This is a genomic window from Kocuria sp. SM24M-10 (assembly GCF_001027955.1).
GTDB lineage: Bacteria > Actinomycetota > Actinomycetes > Actinomycetales > Micrococcaceae > Kocuria > Kocuria oceani.
This window is the reverse complement of record NZ_LDNX01000073.1, coordinates 12,596-32,953: the sequence shown is the minus strand read 5'-3', so window position 1 is coordinate 32,953 and position 20,358 is coordinate 12,596. Positions and strand designations below refer to the sequence as shown.

The following is a 20,358-nucleotide window of genomic DNA, read 5'->3' as shown; positions in this document are numbered from 1 at the left end:
GGTGCGGTGTCCGCCCGGGGCGGGGCGGCGGGCTCAGCGGACCCGGCCCGCCCCCTCCCCGGGGGCGACCACGAACGTGCCGGGGGCCCGGTGGCCGGCCCGGGCGAAGGCCTCGGTCACCGCGGCGGCGGTCCGCTCGGCCTCCCCGGCGGCCACGAGGGCGATCGCCGAGCCGCCGAAGCCGCCGCCGGTCATCCGCGCCCCGATCGCCCCGGCGGCCAGGGCCGCCTCCACGGCGAGGTCCAGCTCGGGGCAGGAGACCTCGTAGTCCTCGCGCAGCGAGGTGTGGGAGGCGATCAGCAGCTGCCCGGTGCCGGCCACGTCCCCGGCGCGCAGCCGCTCGACGGTGGCCAGCACCCGGGCGTTCTCGGTCAGCACGTGGCGCACCCGCCGGGCGGTCACCGCGTCGAGGGCGCTCAGGTCGGCGTCGGCGGGGACCTCGCGCAGGGAGGCGGCCCCGAGGGCGGCGGCCCCGGCCTCGCAGGAGGCCCGCCGGGCGCCGTAGCCGCCGTCGGCGTGGGAGTGGGCGACCCTGGTGTCGATCACCAGCACCGCCAGCCCGTGCTCGGCCAGCGGCAGCGGGACGGTCTCGGCGGCCAGGCTCCGGCAGTCCAGGAACAGGGCGGCCCCGGCGCGGCCCATCAGCGAGGCGGACTGGTCCATGATCCCGGTCGGGGCGCCGACGAACTCGTTCTCCGCCCGCTGGGTCAGCCGGGCCATGCCCGGCCGGTCCAGGCCCAGGTCCAGCAGGTCGTTCAGGGCCACGATCGTGGCGACCTCCACGGCGTGGGAGGAGGACAGTCCCGCGCCCACCGGCACGGTGGAGTCCAGCAGCAGCTCGAAGCCGGGCACCTGCACCCCCTCCAGCCCCGCCAGCACGTGCACGACCCCGGCCGGGTAGGCCCCCCAGTCGCCGACCGCCCCCGGGGCGAGGTCGGGGATGCGGAAGCGGGCCCGGGACAGGCGCTGCCCGTCGGGGGCGTAGGTGGAGGCCAGCTCCACCGTGCCGGGGTCCGGTTCCGAGGCCCGGCGCAGCCGCACCGCCACCATCGCGGAGCGGTCGATGGCGAAGGGCAGCACGAACCCGTCGTTGTAGTCGGTGTGCTCCCCGATCAGGTTCACCCGCCCGGGGGCCCGCCACACCCCGTCCGGGGCGTGGCCGTACACCTCGGCGAAGCGGTCCGCGAGCTCGCCGGCCCGGGCGGCGTCCCGGCCCCCGGTGTGCCGACCGGCTCCCGGCCGGGCGGTCTGCTGGTGGGTGCGCGGTGCGGTCATCGTGCGGCCTCCCTCAGGCGTGCGGCGGTCTGCTCGGCGGTGACGTCGTTGATGAACGCGCCCATCGCCGCCTCCGAACCGGCCAGGAACTTCAGCTTGTCCTCCGCCCGCCGCGGACTGGTCAGCTGCAGGTGCAGCCACCCGGCCGCACGGTCCGCGGCGTTCACCGGGGTCTGGTGCCAGGCGGCGATGTAGGGCGTGGGGGTGGTGTAGAGCCGGTCCACCCGCTGCACCAGGTCCTGGTAGAGCACCGCCAGCTCGTCGCGCTCGGGACCGGTCAGCGCCGCCAGGTCCGGGACCTGCCGGTGCGGGAGCAGGTGGACCTCCAGCGGCCAGCGCGCGGCGTAGGGCACGTAGGCGGAGAAGTGCTCCCCGGCCAGCACCATCCGCTCCCCCGCCGCGGTCTCGTCGGCGAGCACCTCGCCCATCAGCGCCCGCCCGGTCTCCTGCAGGTGCGCCCGCGAGCGGGCGGCCAGGCGGGCGGCGTGCGGGGCCGGATACGGATAGGCGTAGATCTGCCCGTGCGGGTGGTGCAGGGTCACCCCGATCTGCTCGCCGCGGTTCTCGAAGGGGAACACGTGCCGGATCCCGGCCGTCCCCGAGAGCGCCTCGGTGCGCTGGGCCCACGCCTCCACCACCGTCCGCGCCCGCTCGGGGGCCAGGTCCGCGAAGGAGCCCCGGTGCTCGGGGGTGAACACCACGACCTCGCACCGGCCGTAGGCCGGGGACGGGACCCCCCACAGCGTCCGCTCCTCCGCCCCGGCCGGCACCGGCAGCGCCCCCAGCTCCGGCCCCAGGGACGGGAAGCGGTTCTCGAAGACGACGACGTCGAAGTCCTCCGCCGGGATCTCCGACTCCCGCCCGCCCACGGACGGGCACAGCGGGCACTGGTCGGCCGGGGGCAGATAGGTGCGGGTCTGCCGGTGGGCGGCCACCGCCACCCACTCCCCGGTCAGCCGGTCGAAGCGCACCTCGCCGTGCCCGGCCCGCTCCCCCAGCGGACGACGGTCGGTCACCTGCTCGACCGGCTCCGTGCCGCGGTCGGCGAAGAACACCGCCTCCCGCCCGTCGGCCAGGTGGTGCACCCGGTGCGCGATGGCCGCGTGCCGCCCCCGCGTGGTCGGGACGGCGGGAACCGGGGGTGTCTGCTGCTGGGGCACGTCGGGCCCTTCCTGACGGTGGGTGGTCGTTGGGGAGGTGTGCACGGCCCTACTGTCCCCCCATGCCGGAGGTCGCGAAGCCGCGGATGATGTGGCGCTGGAAGAGCATGAACACGATCAGCAGCGGCAGTGCGCCGATCACGGCACTCGCGAGCTCCTGGGCGTACTGCACCCCGTAGGCATTCTTCACCGTACCGAGCCCGACGGGGATCGTCATGAGCTCCGGCGAGTTGGTGACGATGAACGGCCAGAGGAAGTTGTTCCACGCGCTGATGAAGACGAAGATCGCGACCGCGGTGAGGATCGAGCGGGACAGGGGCAGGATCACCGACCAGAACACCCGCAGGTCCCCCGCCCCGTCGAGGCGTGCGGCCTCCTCCAGCTCGACGGGGATCTGGTCGAAGAAGTTCTTCATCACGATGACCATCAGGGGCATGACCACCTGCGGCAGCGCCACGCCCAGCAGGGTGTCCGACAGGCGCATCGCGATCATCTGGTCGAACAGCGGGACGATGAGGATCTGCGGCGGGACCATGATCGCCGCGACCGTCAGGACGAAGAGACCGCGGCGCCCCCGGAACCGCTGACGGGAGAAGCCGTAGGCCGCCAGCGCGGAGATCGTCACGGTGACCACCGTGACGAGGGTCGACACGAGGACGGAGTTCCAGATCCACAGCGGGAGGTCGCCGGCGGCGATGACGTTGCGGTAGGCCTCCGTCGTCCACCCCTCCTCGGGCCAGAAGGACAGGGGCGCGGCGGAGACGTCGGCCTCCGACTTCAGCGAGGAGAGCACGGCCCACACCATGGGCAGCGCCCAGACGGCGGCCAGCACGGCGACGGTCGCGTAGGCGACGGTCCGGCCGGTGGGTCCGTGGCCCAGGGTCAGCCGCCGGGTGTGCTCGGCCTCGAGCTGCGCCTGGGCGCGGGCCCGGGCACGGGCGCCGGTCGCGGGGGTGGTCGTCGACATGTCAGGAGTCCTTCCGCTGGGCGATCCACATCTGGCCGAGCGAGACCATGACGATGAGTGCGAAGAAGATGTAGGAGGTGGCGGAGGCGAAGCCGAGCCGGTAGCCGGTGAAGCCGGCGTCGTAGATGTACTGCAGGATGGATCGGGTGGCCCCGTTGGGCCCGCCCGCGGTGAGCAGGAAGATCTGGTCGAAGACCTTCAGGGAGGCCAGGATCTGCAGGAGGATCACCAGCCAGGTGGTGCTCTTCATCATGGGCAGGGTGATGGAGAACAGCCTGCGCCACACCCCGGCGCCGTCGAGCTGCGCCGCCTCGTAGAGGTGGTCGGGGATGTTCTGCAGGGCCGAGAGGTACAGCAGGAAGTTGAAGCCCACGGTCCACCACACGGTCACGAGGGCGATCGACCACATGGCGACCCGCTCGTCACTGAGCCACCCGACCTGGGCGATGCCGAGGCGGTCCAGGGACCCGTTGATCAGCCCGAAGTCGTTGGTGAACAGGAAGCCCCAGACGGCCGTGACCACGGAGACCGGCAGCAGGAACGGCGCGAAGAACGTGAGGCGCCACAGCCACTGGCCCTTGAGCCCGGTGTAGACCAGGTAGGCCATCGCGAAGGACACGACCACGAGCGGCACCGAGGAGATCAGGGTGAAGAAGACGGTGTTGCCGAGGGCGGACCACATGTCCGGGTCCGTCAGGGCCTGCGTGTAGTTGCCCAGGCCGACGAACTCGGAGCCGGTGGAGGCCAGCGACCGGTCCGTGAGGCTCATCCACAGGCCGTAGACGATGGGCCACACCAGGAACAGCGCGAAGAAGAACAGGTAGGGGGCCAGGAACCAGATCCCGGAGCGGGCCGGGACCCGGGCGCGGGTGCGCGGCGTGGCGTGCACGGGGGCCGCGGTGACGGGGGCGTTGGTGGTGGTCGTCATGGTGGGGTCCTCAGTCGGTCGGGTCCGGGGCGGAGAGGAAGCCGTGGATGGCGGCGAGCATGCTCCCGACGGCGTCCATCGGCTGCTTCCGTCCGCGGAAGGCGTCCGTCAGTGCCTGGGACATCCGGTTCTGGAAGTCGGTGCCGGCACCGGTGAACCACGCCGGCGGGTCGAAGACGACGTGCTCGCCGGCGGAGGCGTACTCGGTCTGGGGGTGGAGGGACCGGTACTCCGGGGTGTCCTGGACGGGCAGGTAGGCGGGGATGTGCCCGGCGGTCCCCCACCGCTGACCTCCCTGGCGGATGACCCCGGCGACGAACTCGTAGACGGCTCTCCGGTGCTCGTCGGTCATCGACCGCTGCTTCGGCAGCACGTAGCTGTGGGAGTCGGCGTACACGGCCGGCTCGCCGAACATCGTGGGCATCGGCATGGCGCCCAGGGCGGGCACCGCCTCCTGGAGCCCGCCGAGCTCCCAGACCCCGGACAGGATCATCCCGACCCGGCCGCCGTGGAAGGCCGCGAGCCCTCCCTCGTAGTCGAGGTTGTCGGTCATGGCGGGCCCGGCCATCCAGGACGCGACGGAGCGCAGCACCTCGGCCGCACGGTCCTCGTCGAGGGCCGCCTTCCGGCCGGGCTCGATGGTCCAGCCGCCGCCCGTCTGCCGGTAGAGCCCCCAGAACAGGCGCCACGCCTGGCCCGTGTCGGTCAGGTAGCCGAAGGAGATGCCCTTGCCGCCGGTGACCTCGGCCAGCTTCGTGCCGACCTCCTCGAGGCGCTCGGCCGAGGAGATCTCGACGGTCCCGTCGGACTCGAGCACGCCGGCCCGCTCGGCGATCTCCTGGTCGAAGAACGAGATGAAGGGGTGGGTGTCCAGGGGCATCGCGAACAGCTCGCCCTCGTAGTGGCAGGACTCCCACAGGGCCGGGGTGAAGTCGGCCTCGGTGATCCCGACCTCCGCCAGCAGCGTCGGGTCCCAGGGCTCGAGCAGGCCCCCGGGCGCGTAGCCGGGCATCCGGGACAGGTGCATGATGGCCGTGTCCGGCGGCTGCTGGGAGGCGGAGCTCATGGCGAGCTTCGTGTAGTAGGGGGAGCCCCAGGACAGGGTCGTCGCCCGCACGGACAGGTCGGGGACGGCGGCCTCCACCTCCTCGATGATGGCGCGCATGTTCACGCCGTCCGCGCCCTGGAACAGGTCCCAGACGGAGACCCGCCCGGCGGCGCCCGCCCCTGCCGCTCCGGCCGCCGGCCCGCAGGCCGACAGTGTCGAGGCCCCGGCCGCGGCCGCGAACACCCCCAGTGATCCCCGCAGCACCTGGCGGCGGGTCGGTCGGACCGTGTCGTTGATGTTCATCTGGCTCCCACTCCGTGGAGTACGTCCTGGCTGGTCGAGAGGGTGCCCTCGCACGGCGTGTGAGCTGCACCACTGCTACCGGATTCTAACGTTAGCATTTCGCGGAAGGCTACCCTTGATCCCGACAGGACTTACCGGCCCGGGCGGAGCACGCGGCCCGGGGCGAGCACGACGGAGAGGACGAGGGTGGCGAAGAGGGTCGGGGTCAAGGAGGTGGCCGAGCACGCCGGGGTGTCCTGGAAGACGGTCTCCAACGTCATGAACAACCGCCCCGTCGTGCGGCCCGAGACGCGGGCCCGGGTGCTCCGGGCCGTCGAGGAGCTCGGGTACACGCCCAACCTCATCGGCCGCCAGCTGCGGCAGGGGTCGACCCGCACCATCGCCCTGGTCGTGCCCGACCTGCGCAACCCGTACTTCGCGCGCCTCGCCCAGACGCTCCAGGAGGCGGCGCGGCCGCGCGGCTACACCGTCTCGATCGAGCTGTCGGGCGGCGAGATCGAGGCCGAGCAGCACTACCTGCACGGCCGGCACGGCCGGTTGTTCGACGGGCTGATCTTCTCCCCGTCCGCGGTCACCATCGACGCCATGGCCCGCCGCACGGACCCCACGCCGCTGGTCCTGCTCGGGGAGCGGGTCGCCACCGCGCGGATCCCGCACGTCGCGATCGACAACGTGGCCTCCAGCGTGGACCTCGTGCGGCACCTCATCGACGGCGGCCGCCGTCGCATCGGCTTCCTCGGGGCGGAGGCCGTCGGCGGCACGTCCACGGGCAGCCAGCGCTTCGAGGGGTACCGTGCCGCGCTGCGCTTCGCGGGGCTGCCCCTGTCCGACGACCTCGTCGCGGCGGCGGACTCGTGGCAGCGGGAGGACGGGCACCGGCTCGCCCAGCAAATCCTGCGCAGGTCCCCGGAGGTCGACGCCCTCGTCTGTGCCAACGACCTGCTGGCCGTCGGCGCCCTCTCCGCCGCCCGGGACCTGGGTCGGAGGGTGCCGGACGACCTGGCCCTGGTCGGCTGGGACGACATCGACGAGGTCCGCTACGCCATGCCCCCTCTGACCTCCGTGGCCCCGGACCTGGACGCCCTGGCCGAGGCGGCCCTCGCCGCCGTGCTCGGCGAGCGGGAGGATGGGCGGGTCGTGATCGACCACCGGGTCGTCGCACGGGAGTCCTCGCGTCCGGTCCGCGCACCCGGGGGCTGAACCCTCCCCCGCCCCTCGGTGCGCGGCGACATGTGCTGTTCCCGAATTCTAACGTTGCAATGTTCGGGTCCGTCCGGTTGACTGGACGGCACTGCCACCTGCCCCACTGGAGGACCCACCATGACGACCACCGCCTTCGAACCCCTGCCGTCCGGTGCGGCCGGCATCCCCCGGCCCGAGCACCCGCGCCCCCAGTTCGTGCGCGAGCAGTGGCTGAACCTCAACGGGACGTGGGACTTCGAGATCGACCGCAGCGACTCCGGCATCGACCGCGGCCTGCTCGAGCGGCCCCTGGCCGCGACCATCACGGTGCCGTTCGCACCCGAGTCCGCGCTCTCCGGCGTCGGCGACGCCGACTTCCTGGACGCCGTGTGGTACCGCCGCAGGATCACCGTCCCGGGCGAGTGGCAGGGGCTGCGCCCCGTCCTGCACTTCGGGGCCGTGGACCACGACGCCACGGTGTGGGCCGACGGGGTGGAGGTCGCCCGGCACCGCGGCGGCTTCACCCCGTTCTCCGCGGACCTCTCCGGCGTGGCCGGGCCCGGGGACGAGGTGGAGATCACCGTGCGTGCCCGCGACCTGCACGGCGAGGTGCAGGCCAGGGGGAAGCAGGCCACCTGGTACGCGAACACCCACTGCCAGTACACCCGGACGACGGGCATCTGGCAGACGGTCTGGCTCGAGGGCGTGCCGCCCGTGGCGCTCACCCGGCTGCAGGTCACCCCGAACGTGGCCGCCCGGACCCTCACCGTCGTGGCGCCCCTCACCCGCAACGTGGCCGCAGGCGCCCTGCGCGTGCGCCTGAGCACCCCCGAGGGCCGGCCGGTCGTGGAGGAGACCGTGGCCACCGGCTACGACCTCGCGCCGAGCCTCGTGCTGCGCGTCCCCGAGGAGGACGTGCGGCTGTGGGACGTCGGCGACCCGCAGCTGTACGGGCTGGAGGTCGCCCTGCTGTCCGAGGCGGACGGCCCGGAGCTCGACCGGGTGCGCAGCTACACCGCCCTGCGCTCCGTGAGCATCGAGGGCAACTCGTTCCGGCTCAACGGCCGCCGGGTCTTCCAGCGACTGGTCCTCGACCAGGGATACTGGCCCGAGTCGCTGATGACGGCGCCGAGCGACCAGGCCCTCGTCGACGACATCGAGCTGTCGCTGGCCGCGGGGTTCAACGGCGCCCGCCTGCACCAGAAGGTCTTCGAGGAGCGCTTCCTCTACCACGCGGATCTGCGCGGCTACCTGGTCTGGGCCGAGTTCGGCGACTGGGGGGTCTCCGGCCAGGGACCCGTGGGGCACAACCAGAAGCCCGACGCCTCCTTCGTGGCGCAGTGGATGGAGGCGGTGCGCCGCGACGTCAACCACCCGTCGATCGTGGGCTGGTGCCCGCTCAACGAGACCCACCAGGTGCTCCACGACCGGATCACCGTGCTCGACGACGTCACCCGGGCCATGTTCCTGGCGACCAAGCTGGCCGACCCGTCGCGGCCGGTCGTCGACGCCTCGGGGTACTCCCACCGGGTGCCCGAGACCGACGTCTACGACTCCCACTCCTACGAGCAGGACCCGGAGGCCTTCCGGCGGGAGCAGGCCGGGCTGGCCGAGGGTCGCCCGTTCGTGAACCGCTCCCGCGACCTGGGGGACATCGGCCTGCCGCACGGCGGCCGGGAGTTCTCCGTGCCGTACGCGGGGCAGCCGTTCTTCGTCTCCGAGTACGGCGGCATCTGGTGGAACGCCCGTGAGGCCGCCGAGGCCGAGGCCCGGCGCGCGGACCGGGAGGCGGTCGGCAACGACCAGGCGGACTCGTGGGGCTACGGCGACCGGGTGCGCTCCGAGGAGGAGTTCTACACCCGCTTCGAGGGCCTGACCGACGTCCTGCTGGACCACCCCGACATGTTCGGCTACTGCTACACCCAGCTCACCGACGTCTTCCAGGAGAAGAACGGGATATACGGCTTCGACCGTGGCGACAAGTTCGACGTCGAACGGCTGCGCCGTGCGCAGCAGCGTCCGGCCGCCTACGAGCAGCGGACGGACTGAGCGCGCCTCGGCGCACGCGCCCGGGCCCGGTCGTCGAGGACGACCGGGCCCGTGCGCGTCGGCCGGCCCTGCTCTCCCGTCGTCGGCCCTGCTCCTGCTCTCCTGTCGCCGGCCCCGCTCTTCCATGGCCGGCCCCGCCCCGCCGTCACCGGCTCCGCTCCCCCGTCGTCGGCCGGGACGCCCGCGCCCGGCCCGGACCGTCAGGACGCGGCTCCCGGTGTGCCGACCTCGCCGCGGCGCCGGCGTCCGCGCTGCGGTTCACGATCCCGGGGCGGACGGGACGCCGGCCCCGGCGACGGGGTCCAGCCCTTCGGCGAAACGGGACAGCAGCCCGCCCAGCAGCGCCACGTCCGCCGGGTCCCAGTCCTCCAGCTGACCGGCCAGCCAGGAGAGGCGCGCGGCCACGGCGCGCTCGCGCAGGGCGGACCCGGCGGTGGTCAGCTCCAGGGCGGTGCGCCGGGCGCTGACCGCGGACGGGGCGCGGCGCAGCAGACCGGCCGCCTCGGCGCGGTCCACGAGCCGGCTGGCGGTCGAGGCCGTGACGTCGGCGAGCCGGGCCACATCGCCGACGGTCACCTCACGGCCCTCGGCCGCCCCCCGGGCGCAGGCCTCCACCACCAGCAGGCTGGACATCTCCACCGGGGTGGCGCCGTCCTCGACGACGCGGGTGCGCGAGGCGCTCCACAGCCGGCGCAGACGGATCAGGGCGTCGTCGAGGACGGACAGATCGGCGCTCATATGTGTACTATACACATGAGAGTTGAGCCGTTCCGATGCCCGGCCGACGCGGTGCCCCGGCACCAGGAGGACGTCGCGCACGGGCCCACGGATCCGGCGCACGGCCACCACGGCCACGGAGGAGGGCAGCATGAACGTCACCGTGCTCGGGGCGTCCGGACGGACCGGGCGGCTGCTGGTGCAGGAGCTTCTGCGGCGTGGTCACCGTGTGACCGCGCTGGTCCGCGAGCCGTCCCGGGCCCCGGAGGACACGCGGGTGGTCGCCGGGGACAGCAGGGACGGCGAGGCGCTGCGCGCCGCCCTCGCCGGAGTCGACGCCGTGGTCTCGGCGCTGGGGCCCAGCGGGAAGGACGCGGACCTGCACCGGCAGACCGTGGCGCAGCTGGTGCCCGCCCTGCGCGCGGCCGGAGTGAGCCGCTACGTCGGGGTCAGCGGCGCCGGTGTCACCGCGGCCGGTGACCGCAAAAGCGTCCGGGACCGGGTGATCTCGGCCGCCATGGGCTGGTTCGCCCCGTCGATGGTGGCCGACAAGGCCGCGGAGCTGGCCGCGTGGCAGGACTCCGGTGCGGAGTGGACGCTGGTGCGACCGCCGCGGCTGCTGGAGGGGGCCCCCACCGGCCGGGTGGAGCACGATGCGCACGTGTCCACGCGTTCCACGGGCATGCGCCGGGCCGATCTGGCGGTCTTCCTCGCCGACGTCCTCGACCAGGGCCTCTACATCCGGCAGGCCCCGTTCGCGGCCACGGCCGGCCGGGGCTCCTGACCCGGCACGGCAGGACGTCCTGATCAGGCACGAGCGGATGCCCCGGCCCGGCACGGCCGGGGATCCGGCTCGGCCCCGCCCGGGCAGTCAGCCGGTCCGCAGACCCGGCTCAGCCGGCGCGGCGGACTCAGAACGCGCGGAGCTCCCAGTCCAGCGTGTGCTCGGCCCCCGGGGCGAGCACCACGAGGTCCTGGCCCGAGTTGAAGGCGTCGGGCGGGCAGTCCATCGGCTCGACCGCCAGCCCGCTGCGCGGCGCCCCCACGAGATGGTCGCCGGTGTGGATCTGCACCCAGGCGGCGCGGGGGTCCCAGCCGAGCAGCGCGCCGTGTCCGTCCGGGGCGGTGAGGCGGACCGTGCACCGCCCGTCGTGCGGGACCACGCCGGTGAACGCGTTGTCGACGAAGGCGCCCCGCAGCGGACGCCCCGCCCGGAAGTCGAAGGCGCCTCCCGCCGTGTCCTCCAGACCGGTCGGCAGCAGCCGGTCGGGGGAGACCTGCAGCATGCTCGACGCGTCGAGCTCGAGGACCCAGTCGTCCACGTCCCCGGCACCGGCCACGACGTAGGGGTGCGAGCAGCACCCGAAGGGCGCGTCGGCCTCCCCCTCGTTCCGGGCCCGGATCCCCACCCGCAGGCCGTCCTCACCGAGCGTGTAGCGCACCTCCACCCGCACGGCGAAGGGGTACCCGGGGTCCGCGCCCAGTCGGAGGGCGAGCACCACGTCCGTCGAGCTGCTGGAGACCACCTCCCACTCGCGGTCGAAGACCAGCCCGTGCAGGGCCGTCCTGCGCTCGGGCTCCGTGACGGGGACCTCGAGCCGGCGGTCGCCGAAGCGGTACCGGCCGTCGGCCAGGCGGTTCGGCCACGGGGCGCACACGACGCCCCGGAAGTCCTCGGTCGTGGTACCCGGCTCCCGGGCCACCACCAGGGCCCTGCCGTCGTGCTCGAGCGCGCACAGCGCGGCCCCGAGGGTGTCGACGAGTGCGGTGTAGCCGCCGGCGGCGAGCGGGAACGACGTCACGGGGTCCTCCTGGAGGGTGGGGCCGCTCGCGGCGGCCGCGAGGACGGTGGGCGACCGGGACGGCGGTCCGGGTCGGGGCGGGGCGCCGCTGCTGCGCCGGGGGCGGCGGAAGGGCGTACCGGATCGACGGTATCAGCGCGGTGCCGCCGGTGGCGCAGCGCACACGCCACGGGCGCGCAGGTCCTCCGCGGCGGCCGCGGCGCGCTGCGCCCGGAGGGCCTCAGCCGGCCGCCGCCCCCAGCTCCAGGTCCAGGGCGTGGCGCTCCACGTGGTCCAGGGCCAGGCGCACCGCTCCCACCGAGACGACCGCGTCCCCGAGCACGGAGACGGCGACCCGCGGAGGCGTGGCGGTGAACCGCGGCAGCTGTTGGTCGATGCCCTCCAGCAGGACGGCGGAGGACTCGGCCACGGCCCCGGCGATGACCACCAGCTCGGGGTCGAGGAGCGTGCCCAGCAGGCCGATGACCCGTGCGAGGCGCTCGGCCAGCCGGTCGAGGATCCGCCGGGCCACGTCGTCCCCGGCGGCCGCCGCGCGGAAGACGTCGCGGGCCTCCACCGTTCCGGCGGGCCCGGCCAGGTTCCGCAGCGCGGTGGCCGGCGCGCCCGGCAGCAGCGCCTCGGCGCCCCAGGCCCGGCACAGCGCCGCGATGCCGTCCGGGCTGCCGACGCCCTGCACCAGGGCCAGGCCGCCGAGCTCGCCCGCCGCGCCGGAGCGGCCGTGCAGCAGGCGGCCGGCCTCCATCACCCCGGTGCCGATCCGCTCCCCGGCCAGCATGACCACGAGGTCGTCCACCCCGGCGGCGGCACCGCACCAGCGCTCGGCCATCGCGGCGAGGTTGGCGTCGTTGGCCAGCAGGGTGGGCCAGCCGCGGCGCTCCTGCAGCCGGCGCTCGAAGCCGAGGTCGAAGGCCGCCCAGAACGGCTGGCCGTGGGAGATCCTGCCGCGGCGGTCCACCGGCGCGGCGATCCCCACGGCGGCGGCCAGGACCGCGTCCGGGGCCACGGCGGCGTCCGCGAGCGCGCCCTCGACGGCGGCGTCCACGGTGCCCAGGCGCCGCGCCGGGGCCGGGTCGGCGAAGACGTGGGTCGCCCGGCCCAGGACGCGGCCCCGGAGGTCGGCCACCACGGCGGTGGTCCTGGCCTCGCCGACGTCCACGCCGACGACGAAGCCCGCCCGGTCGTCGAACCGGAACCGCCGCGCGGGCCGGCCCACCTGCGCCCCGGAGGACCCCTCGACCTCCTGGATCCAGCCTCGGTCCAGCAGGTCGTCGCACACGGCGATCACCGTGGTGCGAACCAGGCCGGTGGCGGCCATCAGCTCGGTGACGGTGACCACGCCGGCGTCGCGCAGGACCTGCAGGACCGCGCCCATGTTGGTCCGCCGCAGCAGCTGCGGAGATGTTCCGGCACGGCTCACTCGATCCCCCTTGACGCTCGTCGGATGTGATCCGCATAATAGTCCAAGCAATAAATCTAAGTCATAAATATATTCCCGGAAGACCCGGTCGGCGACCACCGCGGGTCGCCACCGCAGGAGATCCGCATGCGCACCAGGTCCCGCCCGTCCTCCCGGCCCGCCGCCCCGCCGTCAGCGGGCCCGAGGTGACGGCCTCCGCGACCGCCCGCCGGTCGCTGCTCCGCCGGACGGGCCTCGCCGCGTGCGCACTGCTGCTGACGGGCTGCTCCGCGGGCGAGGCGCAGCAGCCCACCACCATCACGTTCTTCCAGTTCAAGGGCGAGGCCGTGGCCTATTTCGAGGAGCTCGCCCGGCAGTTCGAGGCGCAGAACCCGGACGTGCGCGTGGTCGTGGACAACGTCCCCGACCCGGAGACCGCCCTGCGTACCCGTTTGGTGAAGGAGGACGTGCCGGACGTGCTGACCCTCAACGCCAACGGGACCTTCGGCGAGCTGGCCTCGGCGGGCGTGTTCGCCGACTTCGCGGGCTCCGCGGCGCTGGAGGACGTCAACCCGGCCTACGCCGAGATCGTCCAGGAGCTCGGTGCGGGCTCCGAAGGGGCGGTGAACGGCGTCCCCTTCGCGGCCAACGCCGCCGGCGTGCTCTACAACGAGGAGCTCTTCGCCGAGCACGGCGTCGCCGTGCCGCAGACGTGGGACGAGCTGATCGCCGCGGCGCGGACTTTCGAGGACCGCGGCGTCACCCCCTTCTACGGGACGCTCGCCGACGCGTGGACCGGCCAGGCGCCGCTGGCACCGATCGTCCCACAGACCACCCCCGAGGACTTCTGGGAGCAGCGCTTCGCCGGCGAGACGACCTTCCAGGAGGAGTGGCCGGAGGCCGCCGGGAAGCTCGCGGAGCTGTTCGAGCACACCCAGCCGGACCCGGTGGCCACCGGCTACGAGGACGGCACCGCCGCCTTCGCCCGGGGCGAGTCGGCGATGCTGCTGCTGGGCAACTACGCGGTGCCCCAGATCCGCTCGTTCGAGCCCGGCTTCACCATCGGCAGCTTCGCCCTGCCCGCCACGAACGACCCGGCGCAGACCGTCCTGGTCTCCGGCGTGGACGTGGTGATCACCGCCGGCGCGGACACCGAGCACCCCGAGGAGGTCCGGCGCTTCGTCGAGTTCCTCATGCAGCCCGAGGTCGTCCAGGACTACGCCGAGGAGCAGACGGCCGTGCCGACCCTCGAGGGCCTGTCCAACGACGACCCCGCCCTGACCGGGATCCAGCCCTACATCGACCAGGAGCGCATCGTGGGATTCTTCGACCACCAGTTCATCCCCGCCGTCCCCCTGGGTCCGCTGCTGCAGCAGTACCTCATCGACGGGGACCGGGAGGCGTTCCTGGCGTCCCTCGACGAGAGCTGGGACGAGGTCGCCACCCGGCGCAGCTGGGGCCTGGGAGCGGTGGAGTCCCGATGAGCGCCACGACCCGCCCGACCACCGCCCGCCGGCCCCGGAACCGCCGCACGGGTCCCGGGCGTGCCTACTACTGGATGGTGCTCCCCGCACTGGCGCTCTTCCTGCTCTTCCACACCGCCCCGGTGCTGCAGGGGGTCTTCTACAGCTTCACCGACTCCCCCGGCTACGGCGACTGGGACTTCGTCGGGCTGTCCAACTACGCCGCGCTGTTCGGCGACGAGAGGGTGCGCGCCGCCTACTGGTTCACCTTCCGGTTCGCCCTCGTGGCCACGGTCCTGGTCAACGTCCTCGCCCTGGCCCTGGCCGTGGGCCTCAACGGGAGGATCAGGTTCAAGAACACCCTGCGCGGGGTCTACTTCGTGCCGAACGTGCTCGCGGTGCTGGTCATCGGCTACGTGTTCAACTACCTGTTCACCAACTCGCTGCCGAGCATCGGCGCCGCCCTGGGCATCGACCGTCTCTCGACGTCCCTGCTGGCCGACCCCGAGCTCGCGTGGGTCGGGATCGTCGTCCTGGCCGTGTGGCAGGCGGTCGCGTTCAACATCATTATCTACCTCGCCGGCCTCCAGACCGTGCCGGCCGAGCTCTACGAGGCCGCCGCCATCGACGGCGCGGGTCCGTGGAGGCGGTTCTGGTCCATCACGTTCCCCATGATCGCGGCGTTCTTCACGCTGAACATGGTGCTGTCGCTGAAGAACTTCCTCCAGGTCTTCGACCACATCATCGCCATGACCGGCGGCGGACCGGGCACCGCCACGGAGTCCGTCTCCGTGCTCATCTACAAGGGCGGCTTCCAGGGCGGGGAGTACGGCTACCAGATCGCCAACGCCGTGGTGTTCATGGTGGTGCTGGTGGTCTTCGCCGTCGTCCAGCTCCGAGTCCTCCGCCGCGAAGAGGTGTCCGCCTGATGTCCTCCACCCACGTCGCCGCCCCGCCCAGCGGCACCGCCGCCCCCACCCTCGGGGCCGCCGCCCCGCGCCCCGCCCGACGACGGCGCACCGGCGCCCGGGTCAACTGGTGGCTCACCGCACTGCTGGTCGTGCTGGCCCTGACCGTCCTCGTGCCGCTGTACTTCACGGTGGTCACCGCCCTGAAGACCCCCGACCAGCTGGGCGGCAGCGGCTTCGCGCTCCCGACCGAGGTCCGGTGGGCCAACTTCGCCGACGCCTGGACGCTGACGGACTTCCCCCGGGCAGCGCTCAACAGCGCGGTCATCACGGTGTCGGCCGTGGCCCTGACCCTGCTGACGAACTCGATGGTGGCCTACGCGATCGCCCGGAACATGCACCGGCGCCTCTTCAAGGGCCTGTTCTTCTACTTCGTCTCCGCGCTCTTCGTGCCCTTCCCCATCCTGATGCTCCCCGTGGCCAAGCAGACCGCGCAGCTGGGCCTGGACAACCCGGCCGGGCTGGTCCTGCTGTACGTCGTCTACGGCCTGTCCTTCAACATCTTCATCTTCACCGCCTACATCCGCTCCATCCCCCTCGAGCTCGAGGAGGCGGCCCGGATGGACGGCGCCGGCACGTGGGGCGTCTTCTGGCGGGTGATCTTCCCCCTGCTCACGCCCATGAACGCCACCGTCGGGATCCTGACCTGCCTGTGGGCGTGGAACGACTTCCTGCTCCCGCTCATCATCGTCTCCGACCCCGGGCAGGCGACCCTGCCGCTCGTGCAGTACGTTTTCCAGTCCCAGTTCCAGACCAACTACACCGTCGCGTTCGCGTCCTACCTCATGGCGATGGCACCACTGCTCGTGGTGTACGTCCTCGCCCAGCGGTGGGTCATCTCCGGCGTGACCCGAGGAGCCGTCAAATGACCACCAGCCCCCAGCAGCACGACCTCGCCACTGCCCCGGCCCCCGCGTGGTGGACCGACACCGTGGTGTACCAGATCTACCCCCGCTCGTTCGCCGACTCGAACGGCGACGGGATCGGCGACCTGGGCGGGATCCTCGCCCACCTGGACCACCTCGAGGCGCTGGGGGTGGGCGTGATCTGGCTGTCGCCGATCTACCGCTCCCCGCAGGACGACAACGGCTACGACATCAGCGACTACCAGGACGTCGACCCGTCCTTCGGCACGCTCGAGGAGTTCGACGAGCTGCTCGAGGCCGTGCACGCCCGCGGCATGAAGCTCGTGATGGACCTCGTGGTCAACCACACCTCCGACGAGCACCCCTGGTTCGTGGAGTCCCGCTCCTCCCCCGACTCCCCCAAGCGGGACTGGTACTGGTGGCGCACGCCCCGCCGCGGCATGGAGGCGGGGGCGCCCGGGGCGGAGCCGACCAACTGGCAGAGCATCTTCTCCGGGCCCGCCTGGGAGCTCGACGAGGCCTCCGGCGAGTACTACCTGCACCTGTTCTCGGCCAAGCAGCCGGACCTCAACTGGGAGAACCCCGAGGTGCGCCGGGCCGTGCACGCCATGATGCGCTGGTGGCTGGACCGCGGGGTGGACGGTTTCCGGATGGACGTGATCAACATGATCAGCAAGGACGTCGCCGCCGACGGGCACCTGCACGACGGGCCGCCCGTCGGGGGGACGCCCTACGGCGACGGCTCGGCGTCCTACACCAACGGGCCGCGCATCCACGAGTTCCTCCAGGAGATGCACCGGGAGGTCTTCGCCGGCCGGGACGCCCAGCTGCTGACCGTGGGCGAGATGCCCGGCGTCACGGTGGAGGAGGCGGTGCTGTTCACCGACCCGGCCCGGGCCGAGGTGGACATGGTCTTCCAGTTCGAGCACGTCAACCTCGACCACGGCCCCGGCGGCAAGTTCGACCCGAAGCCGCTGCGCCTGACCGATCTGAAGGCCTCCCTGGGCCGGTGGCAGGAGGGCCTGGAGGAGGTGGGCTGGAACTCCCTGTACTGGAACAACCACGACCAGCCCCGGGTGGTCTCCCGCTTCGGCGACGACTCCCCGGAGCACCGGGTGGCCTCCGCCACGTGCCTGGCCACGCTGCTGCACCTGCACCGCGGCACGCCCTACGTCTACCAGGGCGAGGAGCTGGGCATGACCAACGCCGACTTCGGCTCGATCGAGGACTTCCGGGACATCGAGTCGGTCAACCACTACCGGCACGCCGTGGCCGCCGGGGCGGACCCCGCCGCCGTGCTGGAGGGCCTGCGCTGGACGGGCCGGGACAACGCCCGCACCCCGGTGCAGTGGAGCGCCGGGGAGCACGCCGGGTTCACCACCGGCACCCCGTGGATCCCGGTCAACCCGAACCACGACGTGGTCAACGCCGACGCCGCCCGGGCGGATCCGGGCTCCGTGTTCCACCACTACCGCCGGCTCATCGAGCTGCGCCGCACCGAGCCGGCGGTGGCCCTGGGCGACTTCACGATGCTGGTCCCGGAGCACGAGCAGGTCTACGCCTTCACCCGGCGGCTGGGCGACGTCGAGCTGCTCGTGCTGGCCAACGTCTCGGGCGAGGAGCTGCGCGCCGACCTCCCGGACGCCGCCGCGTGGGCCGGCACCGAGGTGCTGCTCGGCAACCGGGGCGGCAGCGCCGCTCCGGCGGACGTCACCGTCCTGGCCCCCTGGGAGGCGCGCGTGCACCGGCGGGTCCACGGCGCGGCCGGACAGGACTGACGGAACGGGTCCGGAGCCGGGTCGCCCGTCCTGTCCGCGGCCGGCGCGTCCCGCGGCCCCGGCGGCCCCTACACGGGTGGGGCCGCCGGGACCGCGGTGGCACAATGAACCGGTGCCGTCCTCCGACCACGCCTCCCTGATCCCCCTGCTCGGCCGCGGCGACGCGCCGGAGCAGGTGCGTCATGTCCGGGAGCTGCCGGACCGGGACGCGGTGACGGCCCCGTGGCCCGAGCACCTGCACCCGGACGTGGTCGCGGCCTACGAGCGGCTGGGCGTGCACCGGCCGTACCTGCACCAGGTCCAGGCCGTGCTGGCCCCCCGGCACGTGGTGGTGGCCACCGGCACGGCCTCGGGCAAGTCCCTGGCCTACCAGCTGCCCGTGGCCGACGCCGTGCACCGGGGACGGCTGGCCGCGCTCGCGCATCCCGGCATGGTGCGCCACCCGGACGAGGCCACGGCCCTGTACCTCTCGCCCACCAAGGCCCTGGCGGCCGACCAGCTCAAGGGGCTGGAGGCGCTGGGCCTGCCGACCCTGCGCGCCGCCACCTACGACGGCGACACCGACCCGGCCGAGCGCCGCTGGGTCCGGGACCACGCGGACGTGGTGCTGTGCAATCCCGACATGCTGCACTACGGGGTGCTGCCCAACCACGCGCGCTGGTCCCGGTTCTTCCGCCGGCTCCGGTACGTCGTCGTGGACGAGGCGCACTCCTACCGCGGGGTCTTCGGCTCGCACGTGGCCAACCTCATGAGGCGGCTGCGCCGGATCTGCCGGGCCTACGGCGCCGACCCCGTCTTCATCGGGGCCTCGGCCACCTCGTTCGAACCGCACGCCTCCTTCGCCCGGCTCGTGGGCGTGCCCGAGGCCGAGGTGACGCCGGTGACCACGGACTTCTCCCCGCACGGGCCGGTCACCGTGGTGCTCTGGGAGCCCGAGCAGACGGACGGCGTGGGCGAGAACGACGCCCCGGTGCGCCGGACCGCGCTGGCCGAGGCCGCCGACATGCTCACGGACCTGGTGCTGCACCGGGTCCGGACGATCGCCTTCATCAAGTCCCGGCGCGGCGCGGAGACGATCGCCCAGATCGCGCACCGCCAGCTCGAGGAGGTCGACCCCTCGCTGGCCCACCGGGTGGCGGCCTACCGCTCCGGTTTCCTGCCCGAGGAGCGCCGTGCCCTGGAGGCGGCCCTGCGGGACGGGCGGCTGCTCGGCGTGGCCAGCACCTCCGCCCTGGAGCTCGGCATCGACGTGGCGGGCCTGGACGCCGTGGTGGTGGCGGGCTGGCCCGGCACCCGGGCCTCCTTCTTCCAGCAGATCGGCCGGGCGGGCCGGGCCGGGCAGGAGGCGCTGGCGGCGTTCGTGGCCGGCGACGACCCCCTCGACACCTATCTGGTGAACCACCCGGAGGCCGTCTTCGACGTGGACGTCGAGGCCACCGTCTTCGACCCCTCGAACCCCTACGTGCTGGCCCCGCACCTGTGCGCGGCGGCGGCCGAGCAGCCGCTGCGGGCCGAGGAGGTCGGCGCGTTCGGCCCCACGGCGGCGGAGGTGCTCTCCTCCCTGGTGGCCAACGGGCACCTGCGCCGCCGGCCGAGCGGGTGGTTCTGGACGCACCCGCAGTCCGCGGCCGGGATGGTCTCCCTGCGCTCGGACGGGGGCGGGCCGATCCGGATCATCGAGACCGACACGGGCGCGGTGCTGGGCACCATGGACGCCCCGCAGTCCCATTACCAGGCCCACCCCGGGGCCGTGTACGTGCACCAGGGGCGGACCTACCTCGTCGACGAGCTCAACGAGGCGGACTCCTACGCGGCCGTGACCCGGGCGCACCCGGACTTCTACACGACCGCCCGGGACGTCACCCAGGTCACCGTGGTGGCGGAGGAGCGCTCGGAGACGTGGGGGCCGGTGACCGTCCACTTCGGCCAGGTGCAGGTCACCACGAAGGTGGTCTCCTTCCAGCGCAAGGCCGTGACCTCCAACGAGGTGCTCGGCGAGGAGCCTCTCGAGCTCGACGCCCGGGACCTGTTCACCAAGTCCGTGTGGTTCACCGTGCCCGGGCCGGTGCTGAACGGCGCCGGGATCGAGGAGCCGGACGTCCCCGGCTCCCTGCACGCGGCCGAGCACGCCGCCATCGGCCTGCTCCCGCTCGTGGCGTCGTGCGACCGGTGGGACGTGGGCGGGCTCTCCACCGCCCTGCACGCCGACACCGAGCTGCCCACGGTCTTCGTCTACGACGGGCACCCCGGCGGCGCGGGCTTCGCGGAGCGCGGCTACGACACCGCGGTCGCGTGGCTGCGCGCGACCCGTGAGGCGATCTCCTCCTGCGAGTGCGAGCACGGCTGCCCGTCCTGCGTGCAGTCGCCCAAGTGCGGCAACCGCAACAACCCGCTGGACAAGCACGGCGCGGTGAAACTGATCGACGCCCTGCTGCGCAACGCCCCGGGCGCCTGAG

At 73.3% G+C, this 20,358-nt stretch carries 16 protein-coding genes; 8 read left to right on the top strand and 8 right to left on the bottom strand.

Annotation, left to right across the window (positions count from 1 at the left end; all coding sequences use genetic code 11):
- Window positions 1–33 precede the first annotated feature (33 nt).
- The 5 genes from galK to ABL57_RS08815 form a co-directional block, all read right to left on the bottom strand.
- Window positions 34–1,275, bottom strand: coding sequence for a galactokinase (gene galK, locus ABL57_RS08835; RefSeq protein WP_047803091.1), 1,242 nt, complete (start codon window positions 1,273–1,275; stop codon window positions 34–36).
- Window positions 1,272–2,372: a galactose-1-phosphate uridylyltransferase gene (gene galT, locus ABL57_RS08830; RefSeq protein ID WP_047803096.1), complete on the bottom strand. Its 1,101-nt coding sequence runs from the start codon at window positions 2,370–2,372 to the stop codon at window positions 1,272–1,274. Before galT ends, galK begins: the two co-directional genes overlap by 4 nt.
- A 112-nt stretch (window positions 2,373–2,484) precedes the next feature.
- Window positions 2,485–3,402: a carbohydrate ABC transporter permease gene (locus ABL57_RS08825; protein ID WP_047803090.1), complete on the bottom strand. Its 918-nt coding sequence runs from the start codon at window positions 3,400–3,402 to the stop codon at window positions 2,485–2,487.
- Window position 3,403: 1 nt separating this feature from the next.
- On the bottom strand, window positions 3,404–4,330 hold the full coding sequence (locus ABL57_RS08820; RefSeq protein ID WP_047803089.1) for a carbohydrate ABC transporter permease: 927 nt from the start codon (window positions 4,328–4,330) through the stop codon (window positions 3,404–3,406).
- A 10-nt stretch (window positions 4,331–4,340) separates the two neighbouring features.
- The gene (locus ABL57_RS08815; RefSeq protein WP_053004848.1) at window positions 4,341–5,681 is read right to left on the bottom strand and encodes an extracellular solute-binding protein; all 1,341 of its coding nucleotides are present in this window, start codon (window positions 5,679–5,681) and stop codon (window positions 4,341–4,343) included.
- A 186-nt stretch (window positions 5,682–5,867) separates the two neighbouring features.
- On the opposite strand from ABL57_RS08815, the gene ABL57_RS08810 reads away from it, so the two are divergent.
- Both ABL57_RS08810 and ABL57_RS08805 read left to right on the top strand, forming a co-directional pair.
- Entirely contained in the window at window positions 5,868–6,881 is a 1,014-nt protein-coding gene (locus tag ABL57_RS08810) for a LacI family DNA-binding transcriptional regulator (protein ID WP_047803088.1), read from the top strand.
- Window positions 6,882–7,001: 120 nt separating this feature from the next.
- Complete coding sequence (locus tag ABL57_RS08805; RefSeq protein ID WP_047803087.1) at window positions 7,002–8,912, top strand: glycoside hydrolase family 2 protein; 1,911 nt, start codon at window positions 7,002–7,004, stop codon at window positions 8,910–8,912.
- A 258-nt stretch (window positions 8,913–9,170) separates the two neighbouring features.
- On the opposite strand, the gene ABL57_RS08800 is transcribed toward ABL57_RS08805, so the two are convergent.
- The gene (locus tag ABL57_RS08800) at window positions 9,171–9,782 is read right to left on the bottom strand and encodes a MarR family winged helix-turn-helix transcriptional regulator (protein ID WP_082157330.1); all 612 of its coding nucleotides are present in this window, start codon (window positions 9,780–9,782) and stop codon (window positions 9,171–9,173) included.
- On the opposite strand from ABL57_RS08800, the gene ABL57_RS08795 reads away from it, so the two are divergent.
- Window positions 9,781–10,413, top strand: coding sequence for an NAD(P)-dependent oxidoreductase (locus ABL57_RS08795; protein WP_047803086.1), 633 nt, complete (start codon window positions 9,781–9,783; stop codon window positions 10,411–10,413). The two genes, ABL57_RS08800 and ABL57_RS08795, sit on opposite strands and share 2 nt — an antisense overlap.
- Window positions 10,414–10,540: 127 nt before the next feature.
- On the opposite strand, the gene ABL57_RS08790 is transcribed toward ABL57_RS08795, so the two are convergent.
- Both ABL57_RS08790 and ABL57_RS08785 read right to left on the bottom strand, forming a co-directional pair.
- A complete protein-coding gene (locus ABL57_RS08790; RefSeq protein WP_047803085.1) occupies window positions 10,541–11,431 on the bottom strand; it encodes an aldose 1-epimerase family protein in 891 nt (296 codons plus the stop codon).
- Window positions 11,432–11,651: 220 nt separating this feature from the next.
- Entirely contained in the window at window positions 11,652–12,848 is a 1,197-nt protein-coding gene (locus tag ABL57_RS08785) for an ROK family transcriptional regulator (protein WP_238986016.1), read from the bottom strand.
- Between the two features lie 185 nt (window positions 12,849–13,033).
- Here ABL57_RS08785 and ABL57_RS08780 point away from each other — a divergent pair, with 185 nt between their 5' ends.
- The 5 genes from ABL57_RS08780 (at window position 13,034) to ABL57_RS08760 (ending at window position 20,357) form a co-directional block, all read left to right on the top strand.
- Window positions 13,034–14,311, top strand: coding sequence for an ABC transporter substrate-binding protein (locus ABL57_RS08780; protein WP_047803083.1), 1,278 nt, complete (start codon window positions 13,034–13,036; stop codon window positions 14,309–14,311).
- Entirely contained in the window at window positions 14,308–15,219 is a 912-nt protein-coding gene (locus ABL57_RS08775; protein WP_082157328.1) for a carbohydrate ABC transporter permease, read from the top strand. The genes ABL57_RS08780 and ABL57_RS08775 overlap by 4 nt, the downstream gene beginning before the upstream one ends.
- Window positions 15,219–16,127, top strand: coding sequence for a carbohydrate ABC transporter permease (locus ABL57_RS08770; RefSeq protein ID WP_047803082.1), 909 nt, complete (start codon window positions 15,219–15,221; stop codon window positions 16,125–16,127). The genes ABL57_RS08775 and ABL57_RS08770 overlap by 1 nt, the downstream gene beginning before the upstream one ends.
- Entirely contained in the window at window positions 16,124–17,902 is a 1,779-nt protein-coding gene (locus ABL57_RS08765) for an alpha-glucosidase (RefSeq protein WP_047803081.1), read from the top strand. The genes ABL57_RS08770 and ABL57_RS08765 overlap by 4 nt, the downstream gene beginning before the upstream one ends.
- A 112-nt stretch (window positions 17,903–18,014) precedes the next feature.
- Window positions 18,015–20,357 carry a DEAD/DEAH box helicase gene (locus ABL57_RS08760; RefSeq protein ID WP_047803080.1) on the top strand — a complete coding sequence of 781 codons (2,343 nt, stop codon included), beginning with the start codon at window positions 18,015–18,017 and terminating at the stop codon, window positions 20,355–20,357.
- Window position 20,358 lies beyond the last annotated feature (1 nt).

Excerpts from the sequence above, each read along its gene's own strand:
- galK (WP_047803091.1), bottom strand. The coding sequence starts at position 1,275 with ATGACCGCACCGCGCACCCACCAGCAGACCGCCCGGCCGGGAGCCGGT.
- ABL57_RS08825 (WP_047803090.1), bottom strand. The coding sequence starts at position 3,402 with ATGTCGACGACCACCCCCGCGACCGGCGCCCGTGCCCGGGCCCGCGCC.
- ABL57_RS08820 (WP_047803089.1), bottom strand. The coding sequence starts at position 4,330 with ATGACGACCACCACCAACGCCCCCGTCACCGCGGCCCCCGTGCACGCC.
- ABL57_RS08815 (WP_053004848.1), bottom strand. The coding sequence starts at position 5,681 with ATGAACATCAACGACACGGTCCGACCGACCCGCCGCCAGGTGCTGCGG.
- ABL57_RS08805 (WP_047803087.1), top strand. The coding sequence starts at position 7,002 with ATGACGACCACCGCCTTCGAACCCCTGCCGTCCGGTGCGGCCGGCATC.
- ABL57_RS08795 (WP_047803086.1), top strand. The coding sequence starts at position 9,781 with ATGAACGTCACCGTGCTCGGGGCGTCCGGACGGACCGGGCGGCTGCTG.
- ABL57_RS08800 (WP_082157330.1), bottom strand. The coding sequence starts at position 9,782 with ATGCTGCCCTCCTCCGTGGCCGTGGTGGCCGTGCGCCGGATCCGTGGG.
- ABL57_RS08775 (WP_082157328.1), top strand. The coding sequence starts at position 14,308 with ATGAGCGCCACGACCCGCCCGACCACCGCCCGCCGGCCCCGGAACCGC.
- ABL57_RS08770 (WP_047803082.1), top strand. The coding sequence starts at position 15,219 with ATGTCCTCCACCCACGTCGCCGCCCCGCCCAGCGGCACCGCCGCCCCC.
- ABL57_RS08765 (WP_047803081.1), top strand. The coding sequence starts at position 16,124 with ATGACCACCAGCCCCCAGCAGCACGACCTCGCCACTGCCCCGGCCCCC.